Source organism: Gelidibacter sediminis (genome assembly GCF_004364975.1).
Lineage (GTDB): Bacteria > Bacteroidota > Bacteroidia > Flavobacteriales > Flavobacteriaceae > Gelidibacter > Gelidibacter sediminis.
Genome location: NZ_SOBW01000007.1, coordinates 504,877 through 524,717, shown reverse-complemented (window position 1 = coordinate 524,717; position 19,841 = coordinate 504,877). Strand labels below are relative to the sequence as shown.

The window sequence follows — 19,841 nt, the reverse complement described above, 5'->3', positions numbered from 1 at the left end:
AGAGAATAAACGTAGTGATCAAATAAAAATTAGAAAAATGAGTGTATTAAAAAGGATTTTGGTGCTGATGTTAGTCGTCATCACGGCGTCTTGCCAAGAAAAAAAGGAAACTAAGGTTTTTACAGAGGCTGACATTGCCATCATTCCAAAACCTGTCGACTTACAATTGGCTGAAGGTGTATTTGAGTTTAATGACGACACACAGTTTGTGATTTCAGAGGCGTCTCAAAAAGAGATTGTTTCTATTTTATCGGACAAATTTAAATCTGCCGCAGGGTGGACTTTAAAAGTTTCTGAGAAAGCACCACAATCGAATTATATCGAATTTATCAGTGATGATAGCCTGAACGATGAAGCTTATGAATTGGTGGTCAATTCAGATAAAGTCACGATCAAAGCAAAAACATATTCCGGTTTTCTATATGGTTTGGAAACCATCAGACAGTTGTTGCCGGTGGAAATTGAAAGTAAAGAGGTCTTAAATCAAACAGATTGGGTCATTCCTAATCTAATTATCAAAGATGAGCCACGTTTTAAATGGAGAGGCTTGCATTTAGATGTTTCACGTCATTTTTTCGAAAAGTCATACATCAAAGAAACTATTGATATGTTGGCGATGCACAAAATGAACGTGTTTCATTTTCACTTGGTAGACGATCAAGGTTGGCGAATTGAAATTAAAAAATATCCAAAACTGACTGAAATCGGTGCGTTTAGAAACGATCAGGAAGATGCGCATTGGGATGGAAGGCGAGTTACCACGCCAGAAGATGAAGCAACTTACGGAGGTTTCTATACTCAAGAAGATATTAAAGAAATTGTAGCTTATGCTAAATCAAAAGGCGTGCAGGTGGTTCCGGAAATTGAAATGCCAGCGCACGTGATGAGTGCTATTGCAGCCTATCCAGAATTATCTTGTTTTGAAACGCCAATCGGTGTGCCATCTGGCGGCGTTTGGCCAATTACTGAGATTTATTGTGCCGGCAAAGAATCTACTTTTGAATTCTTAGAAAATGTGCTTTTGGAAGTGATGGAATTGTTCCCTTCAGAATATATCCATGTTGGTGGTGATGAGGCGACCAAGACCAATTGGGCAAAATGTCCGCACTGTCAAAAACGAATGAAAGATGAAGGCTTGGCGAATGTTGAAGAATTACAGAGCTATTTCATCAAAAGAATGGAGCGTTTTATTTCGTCACACGATAGAAAATTGATCGGTTGGGATGAGATTTTAGAAGGCGGATTGGCTCCAGAAGCCACCGTGATGAGTTGGAGAGGTGTTGCCGGTGGTCTTGAAGCGGCAGAGCAAGGACATGATGTGGTGATGACGCCTGGATCTCATATGTATTTTGACCATTACCAAGGGCCTCAGAATTTAGAGCCATTAGCGTGGGGTGGTTACACACCGTTAAGTAAGGTGTATGAATTTGATCCTGTTGTAGAAACGATGACGCCAGAACAAGCAAAACATGTGTTGGGCGGACAGGCGAACGTGTGGTCAGAGCAAATTAAAACCGAAGAACACTCACAATATATGATATTCCCAAGGTTAGCAGCATTGTCAGAAGCCGTGTGGAGCCCGAAGGCATCTCGTAATTGGGATGATTTTTCTAAGCGAATCCTATCACAATTCAAGCGCTATGACTACTTAGATGTCAATTACGCGAAAAGTGCATTTTTGGTGATGGAAGATGTTAAAATCGATATGGAAACCAAAGAAGTTTCTGTGGAATTGAAGAACGAGTTTACTGATGCCGATATTCGTTACAGTCTGAATGATGAAAAACTCACGGATAAGGCCACAAAATATACGCAGCCTTTGAAAATTGATAAAACCACCACCATTCACGCGTCATTATTTAAAGATGATCAACCTGTTGGGGTTCAATTTAGCAAGACCATTGCTTTCCATAAAGCCGTTGGTAAAAAAGTAACGTTTAAAGAAATTTATGATGAGCGTTATCAAGGTGAAGGCGAATTTGGATTGGTCAATACCCTACGCGGTACTAAAAATTTCCAAGACGGCCATTGGCAAGCATGGTTGGCAAAAGGAATGGAAGCTGTGGTCGATTTGGGCGAAGAAATGCCAATCCACGAAGTGATTCTAGGAACTTTAGAAAATCAAGGTCCTGGCATTTATTTCCCAACCGCCGTAAAAGTGTATGTGTCTAATGATGGGAAATCTTATAAAGAAGTAGGCGTCGAGAAAAGACCATTCGCTAAAAATCCGTCGTTCGATTTAAAAGATTTTAAAATAACCTTCGATGAGCAGTCGGTAAGATATGTAAAAGTGGTTGCAGAAAGTATGAAAACACTTCCAAACGGAGGTGATGTGTGGTTATTTGTGGATGAAATTGTAATCAATTAAGCTTTGAATAAAAAACGAATTATAATAATTGCATTACTGCTCTTTGGACTTACCAGCGAGGTTTCTGCTCAAACGGATTATCAGCCTACGCAAAGTAATTTGGAAGCGCGTCAATGGTTTGATGAGGCTAAATTTGGGCTATTTATCCATTGGGGTGTGTACAGTATTTTGGGCGATGGCGAGTGGGTGATGAACAATCAGAATATCGCCATAGATGCCTATGAAAAGTTGCCATCATTTTTTAATCCAACGGAATTTGATGCGGAAGCTTGGGTGAAAATGGCCAAAGATGCCGGAATGAAATACATCACCATCACCACAAGGCATCATGATGGATTTTCCATGTTCGACTCCAAAGTTTCTGAGTATAATATTGTTGAAAAAACACCTTACGGAAAGGATATTTTGAAACAATTGACGGAGGCCTGTGAGAAGGAAGATATCAAGTTGTTCTTATATTATTCTTTATTGGATTGGCATAACGACGATTATTTTCCGAGAGGAAAAACGGGTAACGGGATTGCTGGACGACAAGAAGGCGATTGGAATAATTATATCAAATTTATGAAAGCGCAATTGACCGAGTTGTTGACCAACTATGGGGAGATTGCTGGAATTTGGTTTGATGGCGATTGGGATAAAGTAAATGCAGATTGGCATTATGATGAGATTTATAAACTTATCCACGACTTGCAACCACAGTGCTTGATTGGAAATAATCATCATGTGGCCTTAAAACCAGGCGAAGACTTTCAAATGTTTGAGCGCGACTTGCCGGGCGAAAATAAAACAGGTTTTGGTACTGCGGCTTCTGATGTTGGCGAGTTGCCAAGAGAGGTTTGTGCCACTATTAACGGTTCATGGGGGTTTGACTTGCAAGATAAAACCCATAGATCCAAACGGGAATTAGTTCAGCAATTGGTCAGAGCTTCTGGTTTTGGAAGTAATTTATTGTTGAATGTTGGCCCAATGCCAAATGGCAAAATCCAAGAGGAACATGTACAATCCTTAGCTGCAATAGGCGATTGGTTGAACATTCACGGCGAAACCATCTACCGAAGTAAAGCCGGAAGTATTGCACCAACCGATGCTTGGGTGTCCACCCAAAAGGGGAAGACAATTCACCTTCACCTGTTAGAAAAACGGCCTAAAGCCTCTGTTATTCCTGAGTTTAAAGAACGCATCAAATCAGTGAAATTATTCGCTGATAAACGTGCGGTCAAATTCAAACAGACAAAAGCGGGGTTGCTTATGGAAATTCCTGAAGCTGCCCAAAATGAAATTGATACCATTGTTGAAATAACCCTAAAATAAAAGCTGTCTGAGAAGACCAGTAAAAATTTAAGAAATTAGAGATGAGATATTTTAAAGTAATCACCGTATTAGTTTTTTTAATTGCCAATCAAATAACGGCGCAAGAAAAACTGACCAAAGAAGAACGATTAGAGTGGTTTCAAGATGCTAAATTGGGCGTCTTTATCCACTGGGGCTATTATGGCGTAAAAGGCATTGGCGAATCGTGGTCCATGTATCACAAACGCATTTCTTATGACGATTATATGTCGCAAGGAAAAGATTTTACTGCCAAAAATTACGATCCGGAAGCATGGGCAAAACTGTTCAAAAAAATTGGCGCTCGTTATGCGGTTTTGACTACCAAACATCATGACGGTGTGGCGTTGTGGGATACCAAATTCAGTCACTTAAACGTTGTGGAAAAAACGCCAGCTAAGCGCGATTTGGTTGGGCCTTATGTTGATGCACTGCGGGAAGAAGGTTTAAAAGTTGGCTTGTATTACTCGCTGATTGATTGGTCGCATCCTGATTACGATGTGGTGTTCCCACGTCCTGATACGCGAAAAAACTATCCTCAAAAAAATCAAAATCAATTGTCGCCATGGCAACGTTTTTTGAGATTTAATGATGGACAGTTAAAAGAGTTGAGCACCAGATACAATCCGGATTTATATTGGTTTGATGGCGATTGGGAAAAATCGAGCGAGCAATGGCGCGCAGAATCTTTAAAAGATTCGTTATTGGCTTGGAACCCAAAAGTGATTGTCAATTCCCGATTGAAAACTCACGGCGATTACAGTACGCCAGAACAAGGTGTGCCAGTAGTAAGACCAGAAGGTGCTTGGGAGTTTTGCATGACTATGAACGACAATTGGGGCTATTTCCCATCCGACACGAATTACAAACCGGTATCGCAAATCATCAGAACTTTTGTTGAGGTGATTGCCACCGGAGGGAATTTATTATTGAATATCGGTCCAAAACCTGACGGGACTATTGCCGAAGAGCAGTTGGTACGTTTGGAAGCTTTAGGCGAATGGGTTAATAAGCATGAATCGGCTATATTCAGTACCAAAGCAGGCTTGCCTTACGGACATTTTTACGGCCCTACCTTGTTGAGCAAAGACGACACTAAAATCTATTTGGCGTTATTTGATAATCCTAAAAACTACATTTCATTAAAAGGGATTCAGAACAAAGTAAAATCCATCAAAGTCGTGGGTAGCGGACAGGAATTGAGCTTTGAAAGAAATGGTGGTGCAGAATGGAATAATATTCCTGGAATTTTGAGAATTGAAATCCCTCAAGAGAAGAATTTAGATGCGAATGTAACCCTGATTGAAGTGGAATTGGAGGATGCGTTGGTGTTGTATAGAGGACATGGGAATGCTGTGGAGTTGAATTAGTAGACATGAGACCGCTGCGCTGTGTGAATAGAGAATTAAGATCGCTGCGCTGCTAGAACAACGTATCAAGACTGATTTTACTTGGTTTGAAGTGCGGATTTTTAAAAGGTGAATGAGGCTTGATCAAAAATGAGATGTATAATGACGAAATTGGTTTTTAAAAAAGTTTACCTGCTGTTGTTGGTTTTTGTGTGTGGAGCCATTGATGGCTACGCACAGAACAATACCTACATCGCAAGTAAGGATTTGGTGGATTTTGTAAATCCTTTGATGGGGACGGACTCGTCTTTCGATTTGTCAAATGGAAATACCTATCCCGCCATTGCCACGCCTTGGGGGATGAATTTTTGGACGCCAATGACTTCTAAAATGGGCGACGGCTGGACTTATAAATACCGCGAAAATAAAATCAGAGGCATCAAACAAACCCACCAACCGAGTCCGTGGGTGAATGATTATGCAGCGTTTTCCTTTATGGCCGTTACTGGCGAGTTGAAATTTGAGGAAGATGAGCGCGAATCTTGGTTTTCGCATAAAGCAGAAACGGTAACGCCGTATCATTACTCGGTGTATTTGGCCGATTATGATGTGGTGGCTGAGGTAACCCCAACGGAACGAGCGGCGCATTTTAAATTTACGTTTCCAGAATCGGACAGTTCCTATATCATCCTCGATGCGTTTAACAAAGGATCCATGGTGAAAATCATTCCTGAAGAACGCAAAATAATTGGCTACGCCAGAAACAATAGTGGAGGTGTGCCTGAGAACTTTCACAACTATTTTGTCGCCGAGTTTGATAAAGATTTTGAAGTCAACCACACTTGGAAGGACGGATGGCAATTGGTTGAAAACACCACAGATAGCGAAGGTGATCACGTGGGTGCCATCATCGGATTTAAAACCCAAAAAGGGGAAGTGGTCCATGTCAAAGTGGCGTCATCGTTTATCAGTCCTGAGCAAGCACAATTGAATCTGTCCAGAGAAATAGGATCAGATCCATTTGAAACTACAAAACAGAAGGCGAAGGATGCTTGGGAAACCGAATTGGGTAGAATTCAAATTGAAGATGACAACATTGATAATTTAAGAACCTTTTACTCCTCGCTCTACCGTGTGTTGTTATTCCCAAGAAAATTTTACGAGTTTGATGCTGATCATAAAGTGATGCATTACAGTCCGTATAACGGACAAGTATTACCGGGCTATATGTTCACGGATAATGGATTTTGGGACACTTTTAGAGCCGTATTTCCATTTTTTAATATGATGTATCCTGAGCTCAACGGCAAAATCATGCAAGGCTTGGCGAAAACCTATAAAGAGTCAGGATGGCTGCCAGAATGGGCAAGTCCAGGACATCGTGATGTGATGATTGGTTCCAATTCGGCACCTATCATTGCCGATGCTTATTTAAAAGGTGCTCCAGGAATGGATGCTAAAGTGTTATTTGAAGCGGTCCTAAAAAACGCTACTGTTGCTGATGGACGTCCCGTAAATTCTGTGGGAAGGGCCGGCTTGACCTATTACAACACCTTAGGTTACGTGCCTTATGATGTAGACATCAACGAAAATGCCGCCAGAACCTTAGAATATGCGTACGCCGATTTTACCATTGCGCAAATGGCGGAGAAAATGGACAATACAAAACTGGCGAAAAAGTACTTTAAGCAATCCATGAATTACAAAAACCTGTTTGACCCGTCTACCAATTGGATGCGCGGTAAAAACAAGGACGGCAGTTTCCAAAGTCCGTTCAACCCTTTAAAATGGGGCGATGCGTTTACGGAGGGCAATAGTTTGCACTACACCTGGTCAGTGTTTCATGACATTCAAGGCTTGATCGATTTGATGGGCGGCAAGGAACAATTTGTGGGCAAGTTGGATGAGGTTTTTGACATGCCACCAAAATTTGACGCGTCTTACTACGGATTTACGATTCACGAAATCCGAGAAATGCAAATCGTCAACATGGGCAATTATGCGCACGGGAACCAACCCATTCAGCACATGATCTATTTGTACAATTATGCCAATCAACCCTACAAAGCCCAAGAGAAAGTTAGGGACGTGATGGCAAAATTGTATGCTGCTACGCCTGACGGTTATTGTGGCGATGAGGATAATGGCCAAACGTCGGCTTGGTATGTGTTTAGTGCCTTAGGCTTTTATCCGGTAACCCCGGGCGTGGACGAATATGTAATTGGGGGTCCGCTCTTCAAAAAAGCGACCCTCCATTTAGAAAACGGAAACACCTTTGAAATCAAATCCAACAACAATTCAGAATCGAATGTCTACATTCAAAATGCCGAATTGAATGGAAAAACCTATAATAACACCTATCTAAAATTTGATGCCCTGCAAAATGGCGGTGTCTTAGAATTTAATATGGGCAACACTCCCAATAAAAGTTGGGGTGCTGCAAATGAAAGCGTGCCGTATTCCTTGAGCACGTCAAAAAACAAACCTAAAAAATGAAACAGTTTAGCTTATTTATTCTTCTAATGTTTTGTGGCACTTCTAGCCTTGTGGCACAGAAGCCGGCAGATTATGTGAATCCGTTTATTGGCACTTCCAATTACGGAGCGACGTTTCCTGGCCCCATTGCACCAAGGGGAATGGCGAGTATCAGTCCGTTTAACGTGGCTGGTCCGCAAAATTTACCTCTCGAAAAAGACAGTCAGTGGTTGTCCAATCCGTATGTTAATGAAAATACGTTTTTAACCGGTTTTAGCCACGTCAATTTGAGTGGTGTGGGCTGTCCAGATTTGGGCGTGTTATTGTTGATGCCAACTACGGGCGAATTAGAAACCAATCACCTGAACTACGGTTCTACTTATAAAAATGAAGTTGCAAAAGCTGGCTATTACAGTACGGAAATCGATAAATATAAGGTGAAAGCAGAGTTTACCGCATCAACTAGAGTTGGGGTGAGTAAATTTCATTTTCCAAAAGGGCAGGCGAATGTCTTATTGAATCTTGGTTTAGGGTTGACCAACGAGGAAGGCGCTATGGTGCAAGTTGTATCATCAACTGAAATTGAAGGCATGCGTTCCGTTGGATCATTTTGCTATAACAGCCCTGAAGCGGCTTATCCGGTTTATTTTGTCGCTCAATTTTCAAAACCAGCCGATAATTTTGGGGTTTGGAAAAAACCAGCAACTTATAAGGGTGTGGAAGCACAATGGATGGGTTATAATGGCAAAACACGTTTGATGGAGAAATCGACCAAAATGGTGGTTGGTGATAGTATTGGCAGCTATTTTACTTACAATTTTGATAAGTCCGAAACGGTTGAAGTTAAAATTGGAGTGAGCTACGTGAGTATTGCTAACGCCCGTGAAAACCTAGAAAAGGAAACGAGTAACAAAACATTTGAAGACGTATATAAAGACACCTACAATGCGTGGAATGAGACACTCTCCAGAATCAAAGTAGAAGGTGGTTCTGAAGACGATAAGACAGTTTTTTATACCGCTTTGTATCATACGCAAATCCATCCGAATACCTTAAATGATGTTAACGGCGACTATCCTGAAATTAAAACAGGAAACATCGGTAATACTGATGGAACGCGCTATACCGTCTTTTCCTTATGGGATACCTATCGTAATGTGCACCAATTGTTATCGCTCGTTTATCCGCAGCAGCAGAATAATATGATTCATAGTATGTTGGATATGTATGATGAAAACGGTTGGTTGCCAAAATGGGAATTGAATTCCACCGAAACCTTTACCATGGTGGGCGACCCAGCGAGTATTGTCATTGCGGATACGTATATGAAAGGCATTCGCGATTTTGATGTTGATAAAGCCTATGAAGCGATGCTAAAAAGTGCAGATCAGTTGGAAAATAACCCGCTGCGTCCAGGTTTGAAAGATTATATTGAAAAGGGATTTGTAACAACGGATCATGGTGGATCGGTTTCGACCACTCAAGAGTATAATGCCGCCGATAACGCCATCGCAATCTTGGCGAACGCATTAGGGAAGAAAGATGATTACAAGCGATTTAAAGATCGCTCTTTATCTTACAGAAAATTGTTCGATAAAAACTTAAGATTGTTGAGACCACGATTGCAAAATGGCGAGTGGTACGAACCTTTCGATCCTAACGCGGGAGCTAACTTTACTGAGAATGTTGGATTTATAGAGGGGAACGCATGGCAATATGCATTTATGATTCCGCACGACATCAATGGGCTAAAAAAGTTGATGGGCGGCAATAAAGCGTTTACAGATCAGCTTCAAAAGATTTTCGATACGGACCAATTTGATATGGCCAACGAACCTGATATTGCTTATCCTTACCTTTTTAATTATGTAAAAGGCGAAGAGTGGCGCAGTCAGCAAATGGTAGAAAAATTGGTTAGAAAACATTTCAAGAACACGCCTGATGGCATCCCTGGGAATGATGATACCGGCACTATGTCTGCTTGGGTGGTGTATTCCATGATGGGCTTTTACCCAATCGCTCCCGGAGAACCTGTTTATACCATTACCAAACCGTTGTTCGATAAGATTACCATTCAACTGGATTCAAAATATTACAAGAATAGTGCGTTGGTTATTGAAAAAGAAACCAACAGTAACGGTCGCATCGATCACATTTTAATCAACGGAAAAAAACATAAGGGCTATTTTATAAATCATGATGATTTGGTAAATGGGAAAACCCTGAAAGTTATATTGAAATAATAAAACAAACCTAAAATCACCCCATACTATCAACTACAGAAACACATTTTAACATGAAATCAAACGTTTTAATTTTTACATTTTTAGTATTTACAATCTTTTCATTAAACGCACAGAAACCTGTCAATGTAAAGGTTTTTGAAAAGCAACCTCTCAATTTTGGAGGTGAAAAAGGAACTGATGCTAAAACGGTCCGTTTAATGGACGGCCGTTTGGTGTACAAAAAAGTGACGGTTCCCACATTTGCTAAAGGCACCGATGTGAATATCAAATTGACGGTACGTTCTAGCGGCGACCGTTGGGATAAGTCGGGGTCTGTCTTCGTGGTTTCTGATCCTGAAAAACTCTCCATCCTGGACATTGCAGAAAAGGATGAGAAATTCCCGAAAGATTCTTATGTTGATGAGAAATACGCGGGATTAGTACAAGGAAAAAACTACGAACCAGTAGTGGAGCTGATGCGATTTATGACTCCGTTTGGCGTGGGGCATTACAGTGATAATAAAGTAAAGTACAGAAGACCAGTTTATATTCCGTCTTGGGAAAAAGAAGTGGTGTGGGAGCATGATATCACCGCTTTAGAAAGCTTGGTGACTGGGACGTTTTATGTAGGTGTTTGGATCGATTCCTGGACCGCGGAAGGTTATGATTTTGATTTGGAATTGAACTATTCCGATAGAACACAAAAGAAGGTTTCTGTATTGCCTATAGTGAACACCATTCCGTACGTTGGCGGTCAGAAAATACCAGATAATTTCGCCCATAAAGATTTGGACCAAACCATTCATCTAAAGAAGAATGCCAAAAATGTGAAATTACACTATATCACTACCGGTCACGGTGGGCATAGTGGTGGCGATGAATTTATCAAAATAAAAAATAGTGTCTATTTTAATAATAGATTGGTTTTGGATACCATTCCATGGCGTGATGATTGTGCGTCCTTCCGTCGATTCAATCCAACATCAGGCGTATGGATTAAAAAAGATTCGGCGTCCTATATCAGTTCAGAAACAAGAAAGTACGAAGTTAAAGAAATCGAAGAACGCATTGCCTCTTCAGACTTGTCGAGATCAAACTGGTGTCCAGGTTCATCTGTAGAACCTATGGTGGTGAGTTTAGGCGATTTAAAATCGGGTGCGCACACGATCAAAATAAAAATCCCTGCAACGCCTGTGGATGGTGATAAATTGAACCATTGGTTGGTGTCAGCGTATTTGACTTATGAATAGGTAAAAGATCTTTACTAAATTATTATACAGCAGGGCATTAATTCGTTTAATGTCCTGCATATTTTTTTTAATTTATTGATATAATTCTTATGGAAACCTGTTCGTCGAGACTGAAGAGTCATCTGACGTGTCTAAGTCATCATTCGTCTAATTTCGGATAAAATTTAACATAATTTTATATATTATTGTCTAGTGTAGAGCATAGCATAGTCTGTGTAATAAGAATATTAACTTAAAAATTATACATTAATGATTCAAAAATTAAGCAGGTTGCTGCTTGTATTTAGTCTGTTCAGTTTCGCTACTGTGCAGGGCCAAATCACGGTAACAGGAACAGTGACGGATGCCACTAATGGAGGCCCTATACCAGGAGTCAATATTATGGAAAAAGGAACAACCAATGGGGTAGTTTCTGATTTTGATGGAAATTACTCCATAAAGGTGAATTCAAATGCAACCCTTCAGTTTAGTTATGTAGGCTATGCCCCACAATTGATTCCGGTAGAAGGCAGACAATCAATTGATGTTGTTATGACAGAACAAAGTGAAGGTTTAAATGAGGTTATTGTAGTGGGTTATGGAACTCAGAAAAAAGGTAATCTTACAGGTGCAATAAGTACTATTGATGCTGAGGTTCTCGAAGACCGACCTGTGAGTAACGTTATGCAAGCAATTCAAGGTTCCGCTCCGGGACTTCAATTAAGTGTTGGTAATGCTGGGGGAGAGCCAGGTGCCAATATGAATATTAATATTCGTGGTGTTGGTAATCTACAAGGTACAGGTTCTCCATTAGTCATTGTAGATGATATTCCTTTAAATGATCCGTCAGGATTAAACAATATCAATCCAAATGATATCGAAAGTATTTCTGTACTTAAAGATGCTGCCTCTTCAGCAATCTATGGAGCTCGTGCCGCATTCGGTGTTATTTTGGTAAAAACAAAAACTGGTGCAGGTGTTTCAGGACATGAAGTTACATACTCCAATAATTTCATCTATTCATCACCTACGAGCATACCTGAGATGATGAATTCTTTGGAATTCGCGAATTATTTTAACCTCGCTGCTACCAATGGCGGTGGTGCTCCAATATTTAGTGAAGCTGTGTTAGAACGTATTAAGGCTTATATAGCTGACCCGGTAAATACTCCAGTAACCGTTGCCAATCCAAATGGGACACAATGGCAACAATATACGGGTTCCAATGCCAATACAGATTGGTTTGATGTAATGTATAAAAGCTCAGTAATGCGTCAACAACATAATTTGAGCTTCTCTGGAAATGAAAAGAAAGTGAACTATAACGTATCAGGTTCGTTTTTTGATGCGCCAGGAATTATGAATTTTGGTGATGACGAATACCAACGTTATACTTTAAACAGTAAAATTTCTAGTAAAATGAACGATTGGTTTACTGTTAACGCAAATGTTAGAATGGCAAGAGAAGATTTGGACAGACCAAGCTATGACCCTGGTTTATATCTTCACAATATAGCTAGAAGATGGCCTACAAATGGGGTCGTGATGCCAAATGGAAGTTATAGTGATGGTTCCGAAATTCCCTTTCTATTAGATGGAGGTAGACGTATGTCAAAAGAATATAACACTAATGCAAGTATGGATTTGATTTTTGAACCCATCCAAGACTTGAAGATAAAAACAAGTTTATACTATCAACGTGCTACTAATGCAATTACTTCTCATACAGCTAGAGTAAGCGTTACAGAACCCGATGGTCAAGAACGCTATATACAACAAAACAATGGCTTTTTAAGATATGCTTATGAAAATAATTATATCTCACCAAACGTGGTGGTGTCTTATGAAAAATCTTTTAATGATACCCACAACTTTTCAGGTTTGCTAGGTTTCCAACAAGAAAATACAGAGTACAACTCAGTTACTGCATCTAGAAATGACCTTATAACAGATAATGTTCCTTCAATCTCAACTGCAGTTGGTGAAGATAATGTTAATGATTCTGCAGGATCTTATTCAACACAAGGATATTTTGGTAGATTGACTTATAACTACAAAGAAAAATACCTTTTTGAAGTAAATGGACGTTATGATGCATCATCAAGATTTGCGGCAGATAGTAGATGGGACTTTTTCCCTTCAGTTTCTGTAGGGTACAACATGGCTAAAGAAGATTTCTGGCCTATGGAAAAAGTGAGTATGTTCAAGTTCCGTTATTCAACAGGATCTATTGGTAACCAAGATGTAGCCAACTATCTTTATATCTCACGTATGCCAATCAGAACTAACTTATGGTGGATTGGAAATTCTGGAAGACCAAATTATACACTTACACCAGGGATTATTAGCCCTAATATTACATGGGAAACGGTTAAAACAGACAACTACGGTCTAGATGTTGCTGCTTTCAATAACCGTCTACAATCTTCTTTTGAATATTTTGTAAGATCTACCGATAATATGTTCGGTCCAGCTGAGCGTCTACCTGCTGTATTAGGGACATCGGCACCACAAGCTAATAATGCATCTATAGAAACCAAAGGTTTTGAGTTTAGTTTACAGTGGAAGGATGCCATTGGAGAAGTGAAGTATAATGTTGGTGTAATACTTTCTGATGCGATGACAACTGTTACAAATTACCGTAACCCTAACAACCTTCTGAACACATATCGTGAAGGGCAAAAACTTGGTGAAATTTGGGGTTTTGAAACAATTGGCTTATATCAAAATCAAGACCAAATAGATAATGGAGCAGATCAATCTACTATGTATGGAGGTGTTTGGTTCCCTGGAGATGTGCAGTATAGAGATCTTAACGGCGACGGACATATTGATTGGGGAGATTCTACATCTGATAATCCTGGAGATTTAAGTGTCATTGGTAATTCTACTCCTAGATATTCTTACTCTATTAATGTCGGTCTTAACTTTAAAGGATTTGATTTTTCAATGTTTTGGCAAGGAATAGGTAAAAGAGATGTATGGGCAGGTGGGCCTTACACTTTTGGAGCTGTCGGAAATCAGTGGCAATCTGCTGGATTTAGAGAACATCTAGATTACTGGTCTGAAGATAATCCTGGAGCATTTTTGCCAAGGCCTACTTTTAGAAGCGCATGGAGAAACCAAGAAGTACAAACGAGATACTTACAGAATGGCGCTTATCTAAGATTAAAGAACGCTACTATAGGGTATAACTTTCCAACCACCTTTTTAGAAAACTTAAAACTTAAAAAACTTAGATTGTTCGTTACTGGAGAAAACCTGTTAACAATAACTGAAATGTCTAGCATTTATGATCCAGAAGCAACTGGTGGTCGTTGGGGGAATGGGAAAATCTATCCACTACAAAAATCATTTTCTTTAGGATTAAACGTTCAATTTTAATAACATCACATTATGAAATATACAAAATTCATCGCAGTAATATTTATCATGGCCTTTAGTCTGGGCTGTTCAGATGATTTACTGGACAAACTGCCAGAGGACGAAATTTCTCCAGAGCAGTATTGGAAAACGCCTAATGACTTGGCCCTTTTTCTTAATCAATTCTACACCTCTTTCCCTGTTCATAGTGGTTACAATGGTGGTATATTTGAGTTTGACAATAACAGTGACAACCTAGCAGACATTTTTGTGAATAATCGCTTTGTTGGAAATACTACTAACGCACCAACATCTGACGGTAATTGGAATTGGAACTATAGTTCGATAAGAAGTGTTAATTTTTATCTGGAAAATAGTAGTAGAGCTAAAGGAGATAACGCTTTAATTAATCACTATAACGGGGAAGCATATTTTTTCCGAGCGATGTTTTATTACAGTCTTTTAAAACGTTATGGTGGAGTGCCTTATATAGATAAGACTCTTAATACGGATTCGCCTGAGTTATTTTCACCAAGAATGCCAAGAAATGAATTGGCGACTAAAATAATTGAGGACTTAGACATGGCCATCTCTAATTTGAAGCCTAAAAGTTCTGCTGAAGCTTTTAGAATCCATAAAGGTGTCGCTTTATCTTTAAAATCGAGTGTCGCCCTTTATGAAGGTACATGGGAAAAATATCACAACGGAACTGAGTTTGCAGCACCAGTAAATGAAAGTGCAAAGTTTCTCCAAATGGCAGCTGATGCAGCTGAAACTCTAATTAATCAAGGAGATTATACACTATATAATAATGGCACTGCAAAAACATATTGGGACTTGTTTAATAAAGTAGATTATTCTGGAATTTCAGAAGTGATGTTTTGGAAAAAATACAACGTTTCTGATGGCGTGAGCCACCGCGTAGGGCATTATTTGCCCCATACAGGATCAGGAACAGGCGTTACCAAATCTTTAGTAGATTCTTATTTGGCTGTTGACGGTCAGCCTATTGGTGTCAGTCCTTTGTATAGCTCGAGTCAGGAAAATAGCCTTACGGATATCGTAAAAAATAGAGATCCTCGTCTTGCCCAAACTATTGCAACGCCTGGCGACTTGATAACTGTAAATTCAGGAGTTCCTAACGAGTTGTTTACATATCCAACATTTAGAGGTAACAATGAAATTACAAATACTACTGGATTTCAAATTTATAAAGGAGGTATTACAGACAATGCACAACGTATAGAAAGTTGGACTGGTGCTATTATTTTTAGGTATGCAGAAGTTCTATTGAATTTTGCCGAAGCAAAGGCTGAACTTGGTACTTTAACGCAGGCTGACCTTGATAAATCTATTAACTTATTGAGAGCTCGCGTAGGTATGCCTGCTCTGAATATCGCTCCTGTTCCAGATCCAAATAAAGCCTTTCCTGCTTTGAGTGACATCATCAATGAAGTCAGAAGGGAGCGCCGTGTAGAAACTGCTTTAGAAGGTAAACGGTTTGATGACTTAATGCGCTGGGCCGCCGCTGATGAACTTATAGTTGGGAAAAGACTTTTAGGCTTTAAAATAATTGGTAGTGATATGGAATCAGAGTTTGCAGATGAAATTAACGCCTCAATCCTAGTAAATTCTGAAGGTTATATCGATCCTTATAAAAATACCATTCCTACAGGATATGGCTTTAAATTGGGAAGAGATTATTTGTCTCCAATCCCAACTGAAGAAATTGTTTTAAGTCAAGGAAATCTGGTTCAAAATCCAGGATGGGAATAGTGTTTAAGAACTAATATTTTAAAAGTTCATATTGCAGTAGATTAGTCCTATTGTAAAGCCCACCCAAGTTATTTGGGTGGGTTTTTTTGTTCTATAAAAGGTGTAACATTTCACACTGCCAATCTTAACGCAGTAATGACTGTTGTTGCGTTTTTACGCAATCGGTTTCGTAATATTTTATCAATTCCCATTCTATAAATCAGGATATTTTGCTTATTTTAGGCAATTAATTTATCGCGCATTTTATAACATGTTGATGGTTTTTTTTCTGCTTGCAATTTTTGTAATTACTGGAAGATTAATCTCATAAATATGATGTGCAGTTCATGAATTTTATTCCTTATATCTAAACATTTCATCATGATTTTAAAAAAGAAGGCTTTAATGGCATTTCAATTTGTTTTTTTGTGCTTTGCTGTTTTAAATGCCAACGCACAAGACAAGGATCCGATTAAAGATTACAAGCACTTTATTGAAAACGAGGCTGTCATTAGCGATAATAAATTGGAAGCGCACGCATCATTTACCTCGTTTACCACTGAAAAGGATGCCTTAAATAATACCCCTCATTTTTATCAATCATTGGATGGACTTTGGAAATTTAATTGGGTAAAAGATCCTAAAGATAGACCGACAACTTTTATGAATTTAAATGAAGATGTGTCAGGTTGGGATGATATTAAAGTGCCGTCCAACTGGGAAGTGGAGGGATACGGCATTCCTATTTACGTGAATCACCAATATGAGTTTTCTGATTATAAAGCCATGATTGCTGATGATATGGAACTTGTAGATCGTATCTACCCTGCAAATCCAGGTAAAGTTCCGCATTCCTATAATCCAGTAGGATCTTATGTACGCGAATTTACGATTCCTAACGATTGGGATGGTAAGGAAATCTTCTTGCAAATCGGCGCCATGAAATCCGGAGGATTTGTTTGGCTCAACGGTAAATACATTGGCTACTCTCAAGGCAGTAAACTACCTGCTGAATTTAATATTACGTCAGCTGCTCAACCAGGCAAAAATAAAATTGCTTTTCAAATTTTCAGATGGACCGATGGTTCATACCTAGAAGCTCAAGATTTCTGGAGAATTAGTGGGATTGAGCGTAGCGTATATGTCTACGCACAACCTAAATTACGTATTGAAGATTATGAAGTGGTTTCAATATTGGATGCCGCCTATAAAGATGGTGTTTTTGAACTTGATGTGAATCTTGAAAACGCCAATTCTAAATCGGAAAGAGGAAGTGTTTCTTATAAAATATTAGATGCTGACTCCAAACTAATGGCATCAGAATCAAAATCATTTACTATTGATGGTTCAAAACAAAATGAACTTAATTTTTCTGCAACCTTGCCAAATGTGAAACAATGGAGTGCCGAGCATCCAAATTTATACACGCTTCTTATTGAAACTAAAGACAGAAAAGGAAAAACGCTAGAAGTAACGACTTCTCGCATTGGCTATAGATCTGTTGAAATCAAGCAAGGTTTGTTACTGGTTAACGGGCAGCGCATCACTTTAAAAGGGGTGAATACTCAAGAAGCAAATCCGGAAACGGGACACGTGGTGCCTGAGGAGTTGATCATGAAAGATATCAAGCTTTGGAAAGAAAATAACATCAACGCTGTACGTTTAAGCCACTACCCGCAACAACGCCGTTTTTATGAGTTATGTGACGAGTATGGTTTGTATGTGGTGGATGAAGCAAATATTGAATCTCACGGCATGTATTACGGCGAACATTCCTTAGCAAAAAAACCAAGTTGGGAAAACGCGCATGTCGATAGAATGGTACGTTTGGTGAAACGTGATAAAAACCATCCATCTGTAATTATCTGGTCTATGGGGAACGAAGCCGGTAACGGTGTAAATTTCTTTAAAGGCTATGATGCAATGAAGGCAAACGACAAAACCAAACGCCCAGTACAATACGAGCGTCCGTATAAGGATTATGACGGGAGTTTATGGGATATGGATACCAATACCGATATTATCGTGCCACAATATCCAACGCCAGCAACTTTTGAAGCGGTTGGAAGAACCAAAACGGACCGACCTTACATTCCTAGCGAATATGCCCACGCGATGGGAAATAGTACGGGGAATTTCCAAGATTATTGGGATATTATTGAGCGTTATGACAACCTTCAAGGTGGATTCATCTGGGACTGGGTGGACCAATCGATTTGGAAAACCAACGAAAAAGGCGAGCGCTTCTATGCTTATGGTGGCGATTATGGTGAAAATATGCCAACGGACAATACCTTCCTAAATAACGGCATTGTATTCCCAGACCGTACGCCACAGCCTGCATTATATGAAGTTAAAAAAGCACACGAATTCATTAATTTCAGAGATCAAGGCATCAACCGTCATGATGAACTTCGCATTCTCGTGGAGAATTTATATGATTTTACCAATTTAAATCACTTCACTTTTAGTGCTGAAATTAAAGCCGATGGAAACGTTTTAAAAACGATTCCTATTGAAGATATATCTGTAGAAACTCACACTGGAAAATTGATCAGAGTATCTTTAAAAGATGTCGATTACAAAGCAAACACCCAGTATTTCTTAGAGATTTCTGCAAAAACCAAAGCGCCATGGGGCATTCTTCCTAAAGGGCATGAAGTAGCGCACGAGCAATTTGCATTATCACGTAAATTCACCAAACAAAACACAACATTGGAGAATAAAGCGGCTTTAAAAATCAAAGAATCAAAAGAGCATTTTGAGATTTCTAATGCAGATGTAAAAATCATTTTTGATAAAACAAAAGGACAAATCACCTCTTATGTGTATGAAGGAACAGAATTGTTGAAAGATGGTAACGGTCCGAAACCGAACTTCTGGCGTGCGCCGACAGACAATGACTTTGGAAGCCAAATGCAAGCCAAAAACATCGAATGGAAAAAAGCATCATTGTTTGCGAAGGTTGCCAAATTAACGTCTGCTAAAAATGATGATGGCAGTGTGACTATCAATGTGACTTATAACTTACCAGGTGTTGACACGACGTTCAATTCAGAATACCATATTTTTGGGAACGGCGTGATAAAAATCAACAATACCTTACACGAAACGGATTATAAAGCCGACTTGCCACGTTTAGGCATGCGTATGCAATTGCCAAAAGCCTATGAAAACATGACCTATTTTGGTCGTGGTCCATGGGAAAACTATCAAGACAGAAAAGCCTCTGCGTTTCTTGATGTATACGAATCTAAAGTAAGAGATCAATATGTGCCGTACGTAAGACCACAGGAAAACGGCTATAAAACAGACGTGCGTTGGTCAGCTTTTGCTGATGCCAACAACAACGGACTTTTAGTGGTTGCAAAAAATCAATTCCAAGGTTTGGGCATTAGCGCCTTGCACATGCCAAACGAAGATTTTGACACGACGGATGGGATTGCTTATAGTGGCAATGATAAGTTGGAGGAAGAATTTAGAACCGATGGTATTCCACAAATTAACGCATCAAAACATATTAATGACATTAAAGAACAAGATTTGGTTCAACTTAATATCGATTTAGCCCAACGTGGTGTTGCCGGAGATAATAGCTGGGGTGGAAGACCACAGGAGGAATATCTAATCAAAGGGCAAGAAAAACAATCCTACAGTTTCTTTTTAATTCCTTTTAAAAACGGTACCAAAAAAGATTTTGTGGAATGGAGTAAGTTGTATTCCAACCAGAACTAATTAAAAAGAC

At 39.4% G+C, this 19,841-nt stretch carries 9 protein-coding genes; all 9 read left to right on the top strand.

The annotated features are described in order from the left end of the window. The first annotated feature begins 37 nt into the window (after positions 1–37). Positions 38–2,368 carry a glycoside hydrolase family 20 protein gene (locus BXY82_RS02205; RefSeq protein ID WP_133756544.1) on the top strand — a complete coding sequence of 777 codons (2,331 nt, stop codon included), beginning with the start codon at positions 38–40 and terminating at the stop codon, positions 2,366–2,368. A 3-nt stretch (positions 2,369–2,371) separates the two neighbouring features. Continuing rightward, positions 2,372–3,682 carry an alpha-L-fucosidase gene (locus BXY82_RS02200; RefSeq protein ID WP_133756543.1) on the top strand — a complete coding sequence of 437 codons (1,311 nt, stop codon included), beginning with the start codon at positions 2,372–2,374 and terminating at the stop codon, positions 3,680–3,682. 41 nt (positions 3,683–3,723) lie between these two features. Continuing rightward, the gene (locus BXY82_RS02195; RefSeq protein ID WP_133756542.1) at positions 3,724–5,070 is read left to right on the top strand and encodes an alpha-L-fucosidase; all 1,347 of its coding nucleotides are present in this window, start codon (positions 3,724–3,726) and stop codon (positions 5,068–5,070) included. A 141-nt stretch (positions 5,071–5,211) separates the two neighbouring features. Next, on the top strand, positions 5,212–7,545 hold the full coding sequence (locus BXY82_RS02190) for a GH92 family glycosyl hydrolase (RefSeq protein ID WP_133756541.1): 2,334 nt from the start codon (positions 5,212–5,214) through the stop codon (positions 7,543–7,545). Then, positions 7,542–9,767 carry a GH92 family glycosyl hydrolase gene (locus tag BXY82_RS02185; RefSeq protein WP_133756540.1) on the top strand — a complete coding sequence of 742 codons (2,226 nt, stop codon included), beginning with the start codon at positions 7,542–7,544 and terminating at the stop codon, positions 9,765–9,767. Before BXY82_RS02190 ends, BXY82_RS02185 begins: the two co-directional genes overlap by 4 nt. A 53-nt stretch (positions 9,768–9,820) precedes the next feature. After that, the gene (locus tag BXY82_RS02180; RefSeq protein WP_133756539.1) at positions 9,821–10,999 is read left to right on the top strand and encodes a PNGase F N-terminal domain-containing protein; all 1,179 of its coding nucleotides are present in this window, start codon (positions 9,821–9,823) and stop codon (positions 10,997–10,999) included. 249 nt (positions 11,000–11,248) lie between these two features. Continuing rightward, positions 11,249–14,362: a SusC/RagA family TonB-linked outer membrane protein gene (locus BXY82_RS02175; protein WP_133756538.1), complete on the top strand. Its 3,114-nt coding sequence runs from the start codon at positions 11,249–11,251 to the stop codon at positions 14,360–14,362. A 12-nt stretch (positions 14,363–14,374) separates the two neighbouring features. Next, a complete protein-coding gene (locus BXY82_RS02170; protein WP_133756537.1) occupies positions 14,375–16,117 on the top strand; it encodes a RagB/SusD family nutrient uptake outer membrane protein in 1,743 nt (580 codons plus the stop codon). Between the two features lie 360 nt (positions 16,118–16,477). Next, positions 16,478–19,831 (top strand): glycoside hydrolase family 2 TIM barrel-domain containing protein, encoded by a 3,354-nt coding sequence (locus tag BXY82_RS02165; RefSeq protein WP_243835654.1) that lies wholly within the window; start codon positions 16,478–16,480, stop codon positions 19,829–19,831. Positions 19,832–19,841: the final 10 nt, after the last annotated feature.